The sequence below is a fragment of the Rhizobium sp. Leaf262 genome, from assembly GCF_001422245.1.
Lineage (GTDB): Bacteria > Pseudomonadota > Alphaproteobacteria > Rhizobiales > Rhizobiaceae > Agrobacterium.
This window is the reverse complement of the sequence record NZ_LMMM01000021.1, coordinates 99074-112061: the sequence shown is the minus strand read 5'-3', so window position 1 is coordinate 112061 and position 12988 is coordinate 99074. Positions and strand designations below refer to the sequence as shown.

Here is a 12988-nt window from a genome sequence, read left to right as displayed (position 1 = left end):
TCCACCAGCAGCGCAGGAGTTTGATCAGACGACATCTTTCTGACTATCGGCCTCGTCGGAAAGATTGACATGGGTTGCCGCTTGCTGGCGTTGAAGGACCCGGTCTCTGACTGACACACCGAGTAGGTCTGCCACGCGCCAGATCACGTGATCTTCCATTTCATTGCGTTCGCCATCCGCGTAAACGATATCCCAGAGAATGCCGATCAGTTCGATACGCTTGTCTTCGTCGAGGTGACGGCGGATATCGGCTGTGAACCGGTAATAATCCACTGCTTCGCGTCCGGCCTCCCGTCCTGCATCCATCAGCGCGTCCAGCTTGCCTGCACTGAGTTGATAATGCTCCTGAAGAAGTTGCCGCAAACGCTGACGTTCGACGTTGGACACCGTCCCGTCTGCCTCCATCACCTGAAAACACAGAGCTGCGATAGCAACCCGAAGATCGTCGGGTGCAAAGTCTTCGGAAGATCCGCCATGAGCGAGGTTCTGGAAAAACGACTGGATACGATCGAACATGATTTTCCTTAAAGGCAATCAGAATAGTTTGAGGCGGGTTTTCTCGTCTGGTTCGAGGGTGGGTTTTTTCACCCCCGGATCATCCGGTGCGCCCCCGAAAAAGGGAACGGCATCTATTGCCTTCTCGCTAGGCTGCTCGTCGGTCCGCTTGATGGTGTCGGCCTTCACTGGCGCGGGTTTGGCCACGGGCGGGTTTTCGCGTTCCGCTTTGATAGCAGGCTCTGTCGGCCCGGTCGGTACGGGTACCTCGATGATTCTCTCGCGTATCTCGGGTTTTGAAACATCCGGTAAGGAAGACAGTGCGCCATCGACGGTGACGCTCTCTACGGGGCTATCGACCTGACCAAAGGGTGTCTTCCATTCGAACGCGTCGAGACGCCCGGTGACGGGTGAGACAGGAAGCCATTTTTCCGATACGACGCCGTCGGCCACCCACGCATGGTCACGGGGTGCGCGTAGCGCCTGTGCCATCCAGTGACGGATACGGCCCTGATCTCCTGTTTCCGCCTCCTCGATGTCGGCCATCAGCAGGAAAATGCTTTCACGAGGCTCGATTCGTGCCGCTGCTTCTGCTTTCGTACGGGCTCTCGTGAAGTCCTGAGCGTCGAGCGCTGCCTGTGCCACCGCCAACAGAGCTTCGATGTTGTTCGGCTTCAGGCTTTCCAGTCGCTCTGCACGCTTCAAGCGGTCGATGGCGGTATCACCGCTGCGTGCCCGAACGTAAAGCTGCGCGATTTGCGGATGCGGAGAGATTTTCCATACAGGCTCGAGAACCGAAGCAGCCTTGCGCAGATTGTCTTCGCGCAGATACGACTTTGCAGCGACGAGAGCGGCGGGAACCAATGCCTTTGAAAGCTTGAGGGCCTGCTTGGCGTCTTCGCGCGCTGCCTTCGGATCGCTTTCGAACTTCTCTTCCGCCTTTGCAGTCAACAGGACGGCCTTTAGCCGTTCGGCATCTCCGCGCTCGAGAACGTGGGCGGCTTTCTGCTGGTCGAGCAGCCGGATAGCATCGTCCCATTCGCCATCGCGTGATTTGCTCTCTAAGGTGGCCTGTGCTGCCCAAGGCAAGTAGGGGGCATTCCTCGCCGCGTCCTCGGCATATTCAAGAGCGGCTTCGTTCGCTCCCTGACGGCGGGCTTCCATGTAGAGGCCGCGGAGACCCAGTTCGCGTGTTTCCGGGTCCTGTGCCATTGCCTCGAATTTACGACGAGCCGCGTCGTATTTTCCTTCAATCAGATCGGCTTGCGCTTCCAGTAGGTGGATCAGCGGTTCCTGATCCGCGCTCAACAGGCCTTGCGTGCGTGCCGTCATTTTCCGCGCCAGAATCGCGTTGCCTGCCCCCGCGGCAATCAGGCCGGTGGAGAGGGCTTGGTATCCACGGTCGCGCTTTCGCGCCCGGAAGTAACGTCGCGCGGCGTGAGGCGAATTCCAGAGGGTGTTGAACAGCCACCAGACGATCATGACCGTCGCAATCAAGGCGGCAATGATCGAAGCGGCCACCATAAGGCTCATCTCGATCAACTGGCCCTGCCAGACGATGGACAGAACGCCAGGGCGATCTGCAAGCCATGAAAAACCGAAGCCGATGAGAAGGACGATGACGACGAAACTGATGATCTTTGTCATGTCTTACCCCTGCTGGCCGGTGCTGCTGATGGCGCGTGTCAGCGTGCCGTTTACGAGGTCTTCGACCTGTACGCGGGCATCGAGAGACTTTTTGAAGTCAGCGGATGCGGCCTTGGCGGGCTCAGGCAATCCATCCCATTCCAGTGCGGCACCCTTGAGATCGCCATTGCGCAGCTTGTCTTCCATCCGGGCAATCTTTGCCTCCGGTCCTTCGCCTTCGACATTGCCGACGGGGCGAACCTTGACGAGCGACAGGGCGCTTTCCGTCAGGCGGTCGAAGATGCCCTGGTTGGGATCCGCCTGATTGAGCGAGCCAAGCATAGCGTTGGCGACATCGGGGAAATTGCGGGTCAGTTCCGCGCGGGATGGGACACCCGTATTAGCAAAGGGCTGGAGCGATTGGATGGCCGGATCATTCGGTGTGACCTTCGACAGCGTGTCGAGTTCGGTCAGGAACGGTCCGCCACGATCAATCGCAGCCTTGAGGCCCGCCGAGGCAATGGCGCGTGCGACTTCGATATCGTCGCGCGGTTCGTTGATCTTTGTTTCTGCAGCACTCAGGCGGCGCGTCAGTTCGGCATTAGCCGTATCCTGTGCCGACTTATCAGACTGGAGGGTCGAAACGGTGCTTTCCAGCGAGCTTACCTTGTTTGCGAGATCGCCACCGCCGGACGCGGAATTTTCCAATGCGGCAAGACGGGTTTCCAGTGCCGACGTATCTGCCGTGGCCTGTGGCGCGTTGGCGATCTGCTCACGCAGATTTGCAACCTGTGTCTTCAATGTCGCCAGTTCATCCGACGAACCCGCATTTCCGCTAAAGGGCGGGAGATATCCGGCATATTGCATGCTGCCTGCGGCAAGCAATGCAATAAGGCCACCGACGATGCCGGCGGCAAGCAGGCCGGAATTTCCGGAGCTTTTTTCAGCCTCGGTTTTCGGTTTGGTCGCTGTGCTTGTGGAGGTCTTTGTTTCTGGAGCGGGCTTGGACGGCTCGACCTTGGGGGAAGAGGATGATGTCTGGCTTGGCTTTGGTGTTTCGGCCTTGAAGGGAGGCACAGACGACGTCTTTGGAGGCTCTTGCGCGCCAGCGGGCTGAGCTTTCACGTCATCCGTCTTGTGAATATTCGGTTCAGGCTCGATTGGCTTTTTGACCTCTTGGTCCCAGATCGGCTTGGGGCTTTCCTTCGGGGTATCGATGGCTGCACTTTGTGCAGGTACCGCTTCCTTATCGGGTTCAGGCTTGCCAGCATTGTCCGCAGCAGCGGCGTCCTTTTCCTTGCCGATTTCCTTCACGTCCTTTGCGTCCAGGTCAATCGTGACCGGCTCGGCGTTGGACTTGGAGTGGCGTGGCGGCTTTCCCGATACCATGACAACCTCATTCTGCCTGCATTTCCTTAAACCTAGTCAGTGATAGCGGCAAAGGAAAGGGGCAAGAGGGAATTAGGTTCCCGCCTGCGTGTCCAGAAGCGCGAAGATTTCAGCCTCGCCGGGTGTGGCGCTCGCCAGGGCTGCGTGTCGAAACGCTTCTGGAATATGGGAAACGACCTTGGCGCTGATGCAGATGAATTTACAGTGATCCAACGACACGGAAACGGCTTCGGTTTCCATCAGCGCAAAAAAACGGCGTGCGGCCTCGGCGGAGTAGAGAAGGACGGCATCGATTGCAGCATCCGCCAGCAGGTTTTGAAGCTGCGCCTGATGCCAGTCGACGGGCTGCATTTCATAAATCTCGGCGGTTTCGAACGGCACATTCAGAGATGACAGTCGGTCTTCGAAACCCGCTTCGCGCGGTTTTCCGGCGAGATAGAGAAGTGAATTGTCCGGAGGCAACGTCTCGGCAATCAACTGCGCCAGCGCAACCCCGTCGCTCTTGCCGGCAATGACGTTCCGAAAACCGGCGTCCCGCGCTGCCTGCGCCGATGCTTCGCCGACAGCAAACAAAGGCGTGTCCAGCGATTGAGCGGTAAAAGTATCGCCTTCCGTCAGGACGCGAATGGCTTGCGCGCTCGTTACGGCGAGTGCGGCGGGTTGTTTTGATAATGCCTCTTTGGCCATTTGGGTAAAATGGACAGGCTGCGTCAGCGGCAGAAGGACAGGCTCATGCCCAAGCGCACGTAACAGTTCCGCCGTCTTTTGCCCGGATGCCTGCGGGCGTGTGACGACGACGCGCATGGTCAGGTCCAGCCTTCGAAGAAGCCGGTTCCGGCAGCGGCGCGCACCTGTTCGCCCGCCTGTTTGCCAAGCTCCAGAGCCTGCGTGCATTTGCCTGACATTTCGACACTATGTTCCGTCCGTCCATCCGGGGTGAGGATGAGGCCGGAGAAATGCAGCTCGTCGCCATCGCACGTGGCGTAGCCGGCAATCGGCGTGCGGCAGGAACCATCCAGCACCGAGAGAAATGCACGTTCACAGGAAACGGCATGATAGGTGGGACAGTGGTTGATGGCAGCAAGCAGATCGCCGACGCGGGTATCGCCAATGCGGCTTTCGATGCCGATGGCACCTTGCGCCGGGGCGGGTAGGAAGTCTTTCGTTTCCAGAAGCTCGGTCGGCACGTCGGCCATATCCAGCCGCTTGAGACCGGCAAAGGCGAGCAGCGTCGCATCGGCCAGGCCGTCTTCCAGCTTGCGCAACCGCGTGGCAACGGCACCGCGAAAGAGAATGACGTTGAGGTCCGGTCGCACGCGGCGGATCAGTGCTTGCCGACGCAGCGAGGCGGAACCGACGGTTGCGCCATGCGGCAATTCGATGAGTTTCGGTGCGGCGCGACCGATGAAGGCATCACGCACATCTTCACGCGGAAGAAATGCCGAGAGATAGAGACCATCAGGCAGTTTCGTCGCCATGTCCTTGGAGGAATGCACGGCGAAATCCAGATCGCCGGAGAGAAGCTTGGTTTCCAGTTCCTCGGTAAACAGACCTTTGCCACCGACCTCGGACAGAGCGCGGTCGGCTATGCGGTCGCCCTTTGTGGAAATCGGCACGATCTCGAACATGTCAGCCGCAAGACCATGGGCCGCCATCAGGCGATCACGGGTTTCGGTGGCCTGTGCGAGTGCAAGAGGGCTGCCGCGTGTGCCGATTCGGAAAGGTTTTGTTTGCATCCGCTTCTATCCATTGTTACCGGAGGTGTTCGTACCCAAGTTTCTGAAGCACCGCAATCAACGAACCCGCTGATGACCCCCTTTCTTCGTATCCTCGGCATAGAGACAAGTTGTGACGAAACCGCTGCATCCGTGGTGGTTCGGCATGCCGATGGCCGTGGAGAGATCGTCTCCGACGTCGTTTTGTCGCAGCTGGAAGAACACAGCGCCTATGGCGGCGTGGTGCCGGAAATCGCCGCGCGCGCCCATGTGGAAGCGCTCGATACGCTGGTCGAGGAGGCGCTGGCGGGCGCTGGCGTCACACTTGCCGATATCGATGCCGTTGCCGCAACCTCCGGTCCGGGATTGATCGGTGGGCTGATCGTGGGGCTGATGACCGGCAAGGCGATTGCCAAGGCGGCGGGCAAGCCACTTTATGCCGTCAACCATCTGGAAGGCCACGCGCTGACGGCGCGGCTGACGGATGGCCTGTCCTTTCCCTATCTCATGCTGCTTGTGTCCGGTGGACACACCCAGCTCATCCTCGTGCGCGGTGTCGGCCAATATGAGCGTTGGGGCACGACCATCGATGACGCACTGGGCGAAGCCTTCGACAAGACGGCGAAGCTTTTGGGACTTCCCTATCCTGGTGGGCCTGCGGTTGAAAAAGCAGCAGCGACCGGTGATGCAGATCGCTTCCCGCTGCCGCGCCCCATGGTCGGCGAGGCGCGGCTTGATTTTTCCTTCTCCGGTCTGAAGACGGCGGTTCGCCAAGCTGCGACGGCCATTGCACCGCTATCCGATCAGGATATTGCCGATATCTGCGCGTCGTTCCAGAAGGCCGTGTCACGCACGTTGAAGGATCGCATCGGTCGCGGTCTGCAACGGTTTCTGGACGAGTTTCCAGAGGTGGACGGTGGACCGTCCCTCGTTGTGGCCGGTGGCGTTGCCGCCAATCAGGAAATCCGCCGCACGCTGCAGGATCTGTGCGACAAGCACCGGTTTCGTTTCATCGCACCGCCCTTGCAACTGTGCACCGACAATGCGGCCATGATTGCATGGGCCGGGCTTGAGCGGATGGCGCAGGGCATGGAGCCTGATAGTTTGGATGTGCAGCCGCGTTCGCGCTGGCCGCTGGATGCGCAGGCGCAAACGCTGATCGGCTTCGGCAAGCGGGGAGCGAAGGCATGACGGAACGCGAAAAGATCGTCGTCATCGGCGCAGGTGCTTTCGGCACAGCCATTGCCGTGGTTGTTGCGCTGGAAAACCGACACGACGTGACCTTGCTGGGACGTGATGCCGCCCTGATGGAAGATTTGCGGGAAGACGGCGTACATGATGCGGCTCTGCCGGGCATCTCCCTGCCGGATTCGCTGCATTATTCCGCCGAGCCGGATGTTCTCAAAGACGCTGGCATCGTTCTTTTTGCCATGCCATCGCAGGCGCAGGCGGATGCGGCCCGCCATTACGGTCCTTATCTGGCTAAGGATGCCGTGGTCGTGACCTGCGCCAAGGGTATCGACCAATCTTCCGGCCAGTTGTTGACGGATGTGCTGGAGCATGAATTGCCGCATCACCCCGTCGGCGTCTTGTCCGGACCCGGTTTTGCGGCGGATATTGCCAAGGGGCTACCGACAGCAATGGCGCTTGCAGCTGCTGACGCTGCTGTGGCCGAGCGGCTGGCACAGACGATTTCCGGGCGCACCTTTCGGCTCTACGCATCGACGGACCGCATCGGCGTGCAGCTGGGCGGTGCCCTGAAGAATGTGCTGGCGATTGCTGGCGGCATCGTTGAAGGCGCAGGGCTTGGCGATTCGGCGCGAGCAGCGCTGATTTCGCGCGGGCTGGCGGAAATGTCGCGGCTCGTGGTGGCCATGGGCGGTCAGGCAGATACGGTTCGCGGCCTTTCGGGCCTTGGCGATCTGGTTTTGACGGCAACCAGCCATCAATCGCGCAATCTGCGCTTCGGTATTCTGCTGGGGCAGGGCGGAGAGCCCGGCTCTTTCCATGGCGGGCTGGTGGAAGGCGCTTACGCTGCCTCGGTCGCCTCGCGCCTTGCCGATGGTCTTGGGATCGAGATGCCGGTGACGGACGCCGTTGCGGCGATCATCGATGGCAGGCTCGACATCAAAACCGCCATTCAACAATTGATGACACGGCCCATCACCACCGAATAGGGCCTCTTGAGAGGAGATCGAAATGCTGTTTGCCTTCATCTGCAAAGACAAGCCCGACCATCTGCATGTGCGCATGGAAACACGGCCCGTTCATCTGGAGCATCTGAACAAGCTCAATGCCGAGGGAACGTTGAAAATGGCGGGTCCGTTTCTGGATGCCGAGGGAAAGCCGAATGGCAGTCTCGTGATCGTGGAAGCAGCCGATATCGATGCGGCCAAGGCATTGGCTGACGCCGACCCTTACGCCAAGGCTGGCCTGTTCGAAAGCGTCGATGTGAAGCCCTATAATTGGGTCTTCAACAATCCGGGAGCGTAAGAAGAATGGCGAATTATTGGCTTTTCAAGTCCGAGCCTGCCACATGGTCGTGGGAGCAGCAAAAGGCCAAGGGCGAGGCTGGCGAAGAATGGGGCGGCGTTCGCAATTATCAGGCACGCAACAATATGCGCGCCATGAAGATTGGCGACAAAGGCTTCTTCTATCACTCCAATGAAGGGCTGGAGGTCGTCGGCATCGTTGAGGTCTGCGAATTGTCACGGCCGGATTCGACCGCGGAAGGCGATGCGCGCTGGGACTGCGTGCACATCAAGGCCGTTTGCGACATGCCCTCGCCGGTGACGTTGAAGGACGTTAAGGCCAATCCCAAGCTTGCGGAGATGTCTCTCGTCACCTCGATGCGGCTTTCCGTGCAGCCGGTGTTGCTGGAGGAATATCTCGAGGTCTGCCGCATGGGCAAGCTCGACAAGCCGCCGCGCTCGCCGGACTGAGCCGATTGAAAACTGATCCGCGCGTCTTCATTCAGGCCAACACCACCATCATGGCCCCGCCACATGTGCCGGAAATCCGGCTGCATCTGGCTAGCGAAGCGCATGATCTCTGGCTGAAAACGGAAGATGAATTGCAGGAGATCGGCTTGCCACCGCCATTCTGGGCTTTCGCCTGGGCTGGCGGGCAGGGGCTTGCCCGCTATATTCTCGATCACCCGGAAGTGGTTGCGGGAAAGCGTATCGTGGATTTTGCCAGCGGTTCCGGGCTGGTAGCGATTGCCGCCGCCAAGGCGGGCGCTGCAAGCGTGATCGCGGTTGACATCGATCCATGGGCAAAGACAGCGGTTTTGCTGAATGCTGCGGTCAATGACGTGCAACTTCAGTTCTCAGGCGAAAATATTGTCGAAACTGAGATAGAGGCGGATGTGCTGCTGGCTGGCGATGTGTTTTATGACCGCGCATTTGCCGAGCACCTGACACCGTGGTTCTCTGCTTTGACGGATCAGGGCGTCAGTGTTCTGGTGGGCGATCCCGGCCGTGCCTATCTGCCCAAAGAAAGATTACGGTCCTGCGCCATCTATGAAGTGCCGGTCACGCGGGCACTGGAAGACAGCGACATCAAGAAGACCACCGTCTGGCAGTTCGTCTGAGACTTTCTTAAGGGCGGATGACGCAAACGCCTGCTTCGTAGGAGCATTCGGCACCCGCTGTCTTCCTGTTGACGTGAATGATGCGGGGTCTTGCCGGTTGACTGGTGAAGGCCCGGCCTCCGTTTCTCCAGCGGTCCATGGCGAAATAGATCCCGTTACCTCTGTCGCGAATTCCGGCTATGCCACCGGCATATGTGCCGATGCCACCGATATAGGAGGGCAGTCCATCTCCGCCATAAAAGGAACGATCCTGATGCCTATGACCATGTTTATGGTTTGAATATCCATAGGCATCGCCTGCCGCCGCATTTGAAACACCCGCCACGGAGAGAGTAATTGCTGCTAAGATGACTGCGATTCGGGTCGATAACATGACGTTTATTCTCCGGATTTTATAGGCTAGCGCAATGCGAAAAATGTCAAAAATATTTACGTAAACGTAAGAAAAATTCTGCTCCAGCACTTGGAAACGCTGAATATTTTATTTTTGATCCAGAAAATTCGGAAGATTCTTCAATACACAATCGATTAAATTCGATTCGATGTCCAATTGTGCTTGTGGTGATGGCGTCGTGCTATTAAAGGTCGCGGTTGGTGCAATGCACATTTCTCCGTCCTGTGCGTTGTTTGGGGGCGCCCGCAATTCGGGGGCGCAGGAACGCCGTGAGGTTTATATGGCGAATACGACAAGCAATCGGCCATTGTCGCCGCATCTTCAAGTCTACAAGCTTATTCCAACCATGCTTGCATCGATCGTGCACCGCATCACCGGTGCGGCGCTCTACTTCGGCACGTTGCTGGTCGCCTGGTGGCTGATCGCGACGGCGTCGGGTGTCGATGCCTATAGCTGGGTTCAGTGGGCCATGAGTTCCATCATCGGCAAGCTTGTTCTGATCGGCTACACCTGGGCGCTCGTCCATCACATGCTGGGTGGTTTTCGCCATTTCATGTGGGATCTGGGTCACGGCTTCGACAAGCATTTCACCACGAAAATGGCCAAAGCATCGTGGGTGGTTTCGATCTGTCTGACCGCGCTGATCTGGGTCATCGCCCTGATCGTGCGCTGAGGAGATACTGTCATGGATATGCGTACACCTCTCAATAAGGTTCGCGGTCTTGGCTCTGCCAAGGAAGGCACCGAGCATTTCTGGCGCCAGCGCGTGACGGCGGTTGCCAACGTTCCGCTGCTGATCTTCTTTGTCGTTTTCCTCGTCATGTATGGCGGTGCGCCCTACGAGGTGGTTGCCTCGGCTCTGTCGAACCCGCTGGTTGCGGTCACGATGGCGCTCGTCGTCATCTCCGGCATCATTCACATGAAGCTCGGCATGCAGGTCATCATCGAAGACTACGTGCATGCGGAAGTGCCAAAGCTGGTCCTTCTCATGCTCAACACCTTCTTCTCGGTGATCATGGCTGGTCTCTGTCTCTTCGCCGTTCTGAAAATCGCATTCGCAGGATAATCGTCATGGCACCTAACAGTTCACCTTCTCAGAACGGCAAGGCCTATACTTACGTCGACCACTCCTATGATGTGATCGTCGTTGGTGCCGGTGGCGCGGGTCTTCGCGCGACGCTCGGCATGGCCGAACAGGGCTTCAAGACAGCCTGCATCACCAAGGTTTTCCCGACCCGTTCGCACACGGTTGCGGCGCAGGGCGGTATTGCCGCTTCGCTCAACAACATGACGCCGGATAGCTGGCAGTGGCACATGTACGATACCGTCAAGGGTTCTGACTGGCTGGGCGATGTCGATGCCATGCAGTATCTCGCCATGGAAGCGCCAAAGGCGGTCTATGAGCTGGAGCATTACGGCGTGCCGTTCTCGCGTAACGCCGAAGGCAAGATTTACCAGCGCCCGTTCGGCGGCCACATGCAGAATTACGGCGAAGGCCCGCCGGTACAGCGCACCTGCGCTGCTGCCGACCGTACCGGCCACGCCATTCTGCACACGCTTTATGGCCAGTCGCTGCGCAACAACGCCGAATTCTTTATTGAATATTTTGCGCTCGACCTCATCATGTCCGATGATGGCAGCCGTTGCACGGGCGTCGTCGCCTGGAACCTCGATGACGGCACCATCCATCGCTTCACGGCCAAGATGGTTGTTCTTGCGACCGGCGGTTATGGCCGCGCCTACTTCTCGGCAACTTCGGCACATACCTGCACCGGTGATGGCGGCGGCATGATTGCACGCGCCGGTCTGCCGCTTCAGGACATGGAATTCGTTCAGTTCCACCCGACCGGCATCTACGGCGCAGGCTGTCTGATTACCGAAGGTGCACGCGGTGAGGGCGGTTACCTCGTCAACTCCGAAGGCGAGCGTTTCATGGAGCGTTACGCGCCATCAGCCAAGGATCTTGCCTCGCGTGACGTCGTCTCGCGCTGCATGACCATGGAAATTCGTGAAGGTCGTGGCGTTGGCAAGAACAAGGACCACATCTTCCTGCACCTGGATCACCTCGATCCGGCTATCCTGCACGAACGTCTGCCGGGCATTTCCGAAAGTGCGAAGATTTTCGCAGGCGTGGACGTGACGCGCGAGCCGATCCCGGTTCTGCCGACGGTTCACTACAATATGGGCGGCATTCCCACCAACTATTGGGGTGAAGTGCTGAACGCCGATAGCGAAAACCCTGAGCGTATCATTCCCGGCCTGATGGCCGTGGGTGAAGCCGGTTGCGCCTCGGTGCACGGTGCAAACCGCCTCGGTTCCAACTCGCTGATCGACCTTGTGGTGTTCGGTCGTGCTGCCGCTATTCGCGCTGCTGAAGTGATCGACCGTGCCAGCGCTATTCCAGCGCTCAACGTCGCCGCTTGCGACAAGATCATGGATCGCTTCGACCGTCTTCGCAACGCCAATGGCGGCACACCAACCGCCGTTCTGCGCGACAAGATGCAGCGCGCCATGCAGGACGATGCTGCCGTGTTCCGCACGCAGGAATCGCTAGAAAGCGGTTGCAAGCGCATTTCCGCCATCTGGAAAGAGCTGCCCGACATCAAGGTCACCGACCGCTCGATGGTCTGGAACTCCGATCTGGTGGAAACGCTGGAACTCGAAAACCTCATGGCCAACGCCATCACCACGGTTTACGGCGCGGAAGCCCGCAAGGAAAGCCGTGGCAGCCATGCGCGTGAAGACTTCGTGGACGGTCCGTTCGGCGGTCGTGACGACGTCAACTGGCGCAAGCACACGCTGGCCTGGGTCAACGAGCAGGGCGACGTGAAGCTCGATTACCGCCCGGTTCACACCGACCTTATCGCTGAGGGCATCGATCTCCAGAAGATCGCACCCAAAGCTCGCGTCTATTGATTTGAGAGGAATTGGACATGGTTGAACTTGCTCTTCCCAAGAACTCTCAGATGACCGAAGGCAAGGTCTGGCCGAAGCCGACAGGCGCGAAGAATGTTCGCGAATACCGGATTTACCGCTGGAACCCTGATGACGGCCAGAATCCGCGCATCGATACCTATTACATCGACGTCGATGATTGCGGCCCGATGGTTCTCGATGCACTCCTTTACATCAAGAACAACATCGACCCGACGCTGACGCTGCGCCGCTCGTGCCGCGAAGGCATTTGCGGTTCCTGCGCTATGAATATCGATGGCACGAACACGCTGGCCTGCACCAAGGGCATGGAGGAAATCAACGGCACCGTTAAGGTTTACCCGTTGCCCCACATGCCTGTTGTGAAGGACCTTGTTCCTGATCTTTCCAACTTCTATGCGCAGCACCGCTCCATCGAACCCTGGCTGAAGACGGTGTCTCCGACGCCTGCCAAGGAATGGAAGCAGAGTCATGACGACCGTCAGAAGCTGGATGGTCTCTATGAGTGCATTCTGTGCGCCTGCTGCTCCACCTCCTGTCCCAGCTACTGGTGGAATGGCGACCGTTATCTCGGTCCAGCCGTTCTGCTGCAGGCCTATCGCTGGCTGATCGACAGCCGCGACGAAGCCACCGGCGAGCGTCTTGACAACCTCGAAGACCCCTTCCGCCTTTATCGCTGCCATACCATCATGAATTGTGCACAAGCCTGTCCGAAGGGCCTCAATCCGGCTAAGGCGATTGCCGAAATCAAGAAAATGATGGTCGAGCGCCGCGTTTGATGCGGCTCAAGATTGTTGATAAGGAGCGGGCCATGACTTCCAGTCGTGGCCCGTTTGACCATAA

The 12988-nt window shown here is 58.6% G+C and carries 15 protein-coding genes; 9 read left to right on the top strand and 6 right to left on the bottom strand.

Features of this window, described 5'->3' with window-relative positions; genetic code table 11:
* Positions 1 to 24 precede the first annotated feature (24 nt).
* The 5 genes from ASF29_RS22620 to hemC all read right to left on the bottom strand — a co-directional run bounded on the left by ASF29_RS22620 (position 25) and on the right by hemC (position 5246).
* Positions 25 to 516, bottom strand: a complete 492-nt coding sequence (locus ASF29_RS22620) for a TerB family tellurite resistance protein (protein WP_062452931.1) — start codon at positions 514 to 516, stop codon at positions 25 to 27.
* Positions 517 to 534: 18 nt separating this feature from the next.
* Positions 535 to 2142, bottom strand: coding sequence for a heme biosynthesis protein HemY (locus tag ASF29_RS22615; protein WP_062452930.1), 1608 nt, complete (start codon positions 2140 to 2142; stop codon positions 535 to 537).
* A 3-nt stretch (positions 2143 to 2145) separates the two neighbouring features.
* Entirely contained in the window at positions 2146 to 3510 is a 1365-nt protein-coding gene (locus ASF29_RS22610; RefSeq protein WP_062452929.1) for a COG4223 family protein, read from the bottom strand.
* A gap of 72 nt (positions 3511 to 3582) precedes the next feature.
* Entirely contained in the window at positions 3583 to 4314 is a 732-nt protein-coding gene (locus ASF29_RS22605) for a uroporphyrinogen-III synthase (protein ID WP_062452928.1), read from the bottom strand.
* A 2-nt stretch (positions 4315 to 4316) separates the two neighbouring features.
* Positions 4317 to 5246, bottom strand: a complete 930-nt coding sequence (gene hemC, locus ASF29_RS22600) for a hydroxymethylbilane synthase (protein WP_062452927.1) — start codon at positions 5244 to 5246, stop codon at positions 4317 to 4319.
* Positions 5247 to 5318: 72 nt separating this feature from the next.
* Between hemC and tsaD the strand changes: the two genes are divergently transcribed.
* Genes tsaD through ASF29_RS22575 form a run of 5 tightly spaced genes read left to right on the top strand, consistent with a single transcriptional unit; the run spans position 5319 to position 8817 of the window.
* Positions 5319 to 6416, top strand: a complete 1098-nt coding sequence (tsaD, locus tag ASF29_RS22595; RefSeq protein WP_062453136.1) for a tRNA (adenosine(37)-N6)-threonylcarbamoyltransferase complex transferase subunit TsaD — start codon at positions 5319 to 5321, stop codon at positions 6414 to 6416.
* On the top strand, positions 6413 to 7402 hold the full coding sequence (locus tag ASF29_RS22590; protein WP_062452926.1) for an NAD(P)H-dependent glycerol-3-phosphate dehydrogenase: 990 nt from the start codon (positions 6413 to 6415) through the stop codon (positions 7400 to 7402). The genes tsaD and ASF29_RS22590 overlap by 4 nt, the downstream gene beginning before the upstream one ends.
* Positions 7403 to 7424: 22 nt before the next feature.
* Positions 7425 to 7718 (top strand): YciI-like protein, encoded by a 294-nt coding sequence (locus ASF29_RS22585; RefSeq protein WP_062452925.1) that lies wholly within the window; start codon positions 7425 to 7427, stop codon positions 7716 to 7718.
* A 5-nt stretch (positions 7719 to 7723) separates the two neighbouring features.
* Complete coding sequence (locus tag ASF29_RS22580; RefSeq protein WP_062452924.1) at positions 7724 to 8167, top strand: EVE domain-containing protein; 444 nt, start codon at positions 7724 to 7726, stop codon at positions 8165 to 8167.
* 5 nt (positions 8168 to 8172) lie between these two features.
* Positions 8173 to 8817: a methyltransferase gene (locus ASF29_RS22575; RefSeq protein WP_062452923.1), complete on the top strand. Its 645-nt coding sequence runs from the start codon at positions 8173 to 8175 to the stop codon at positions 8815 to 8817.
* A gap of 7 nt (positions 8818 to 8824) precedes the next feature.
* Here ASF29_RS22575 and ASF29_RS22570 read toward each other — a convergent pair whose 3' ends face one another.
* Positions 8825 to 9190, bottom strand: coding sequence for a hypothetical protein (locus tag ASF29_RS22570; protein ID WP_062452922.1), 366 nt, complete (start codon positions 9188 to 9190; stop codon positions 8825 to 8827).
* Positions 9191 to 9491: 301 nt separating this feature from the next.
* Here ASF29_RS22570 and sdhC point away from each other — a divergent pair, with 301 nt between their 5' ends.
* Genes sdhC through ASF29_RS22550 form a run of 4 tightly spaced genes read left to right on the top strand, consistent with a single transcriptional unit; the run spans position 9492 to position 12924 of the window.
* Positions 9492 to 9884: a succinate dehydrogenase, cytochrome b556 subunit gene (sdhC, locus tag ASF29_RS22565; RefSeq protein WP_062452921.1), complete on the top strand. Its 393-nt coding sequence runs from the start codon at positions 9492 to 9494 to the stop codon at positions 9882 to 9884.
* Positions 9885 to 9896: 12 nt separating this feature from the next.
* Entirely contained in the window at positions 9897 to 10277 is a 381-nt protein-coding gene (gene sdhD / locus ASF29_RS22560; RefSeq protein ID WP_062452920.1) for a succinate dehydrogenase, hydrophobic membrane anchor protein, read from the top strand.
* A gap of 5 nt (positions 10278 to 10282) precedes the next feature.
* Entirely contained in the window at positions 10283 to 12127 is a 1845-nt protein-coding gene (gene sdhA / locus ASF29_RS22555; RefSeq protein ID WP_062452919.1) for a succinate dehydrogenase flavoprotein subunit, read from the top strand.
* Positions 12128 to 12144: 17 nt separating this feature from the next.
* Positions 12145 to 12924, top strand: a complete 780-nt coding sequence (locus ASF29_RS22550; protein ID WP_062452918.1) for a succinate dehydrogenase iron-sulfur subunit — start codon at positions 12145 to 12147, stop codon at positions 12922 to 12924.
* The last annotated feature ends 64 nt before the right edge of the window (positions 12925 to 12988 follow it).

Excerpts from the sequence above, each read along its gene's own strand:
- ASF29_RS22620 (WP_062452931.1), bottom strand. The coding sequence starts at position 516 with ATGTTCGATCGTATCCAGTCGTTTTTCCAGAACCTCGCTCATGGCGGA.
- ASF29_RS22615 (WP_062452930.1), bottom strand. The coding sequence starts at position 2,142 with ATGACAAAGATCATCAGTTTCGTCGTCATCGTCCTTCTCATCGGCTTC.
- ASF29_RS22610 (WP_062452929.1), bottom strand. The coding sequence starts at position 3,510 with ATGGTATCGGGAAAGCCGCCACGCCACTCCAAGTCCAACGCCGAGCCG.
- ASF29_RS22605 (WP_062452928.1), bottom strand. The coding sequence starts at position 4,314 with ATGCGCGTCGTCGTCACACGCCCGCAGGCATCCGGGCAAAAGACGGCG.
- hemC (WP_062452927.1), bottom strand. The coding sequence starts at position 5,246 with ATGCAAACAAAACCTTTCCGAATCGGCACACGCGGCAGCCCTCTTGCA.
- tsaD (WP_062453136.1), top strand. The coding sequence starts at position 5,319 with ATGACCCCCTTTCTTCGTATCCTCGGCATAGAGACAAGTTGTGACGAA.
- ASF29_RS22590 (WP_062452926.1), top strand. The coding sequence starts at position 6,413 with ATGACGGAACGCGAAAAGATCGTCGTCATCGGCGCAGGTGCTTTCGGC.
- ASF29_RS22585 (WP_062452925.1), top strand. The coding sequence starts at position 7,425 with ATGCTGTTTGCCTTCATCTGCAAAGACAAGCCCGACCATCTGCATGTG.
- ASF29_RS22580 (WP_062452924.1), top strand. The coding sequence starts at position 7,724 with ATGGCGAATTATTGGCTTTTCAAGTCCGAGCCTGCCACATGGTCGTGG.
- ASF29_RS22570 (WP_062452922.1), bottom strand. The coding sequence starts at position 9,190 with ATGTTATCGACCCGAATCGCAGTCATCTTAGCAGCAATTACTCTCTCC.
- sdhC (WP_062452921.1), top strand. The coding sequence starts at position 9,492 with ATGGCGAATACGACAAGCAATCGGCCATTGTCGCCGCATCTTCAAGTC.
- sdhD (WP_062452920.1), top strand. The coding sequence starts at position 9,897 with ATGGATATGCGTACACCTCTCAATAAGGTTCGCGGTCTTGGCTCTGCC.
- sdhA (WP_062452919.1), top strand. The coding sequence starts at position 10,283 with ATGGCACCTAACAGTTCACCTTCTCAGAACGGCAAGGCCTATACTTAC.
- ASF29_RS22550 (WP_062452918.1), top strand. The coding sequence starts at position 12,145 with ATGGTTGAACTTGCTCTTCCCAAGAACTCTCAGATGACCGAAGGCAAG.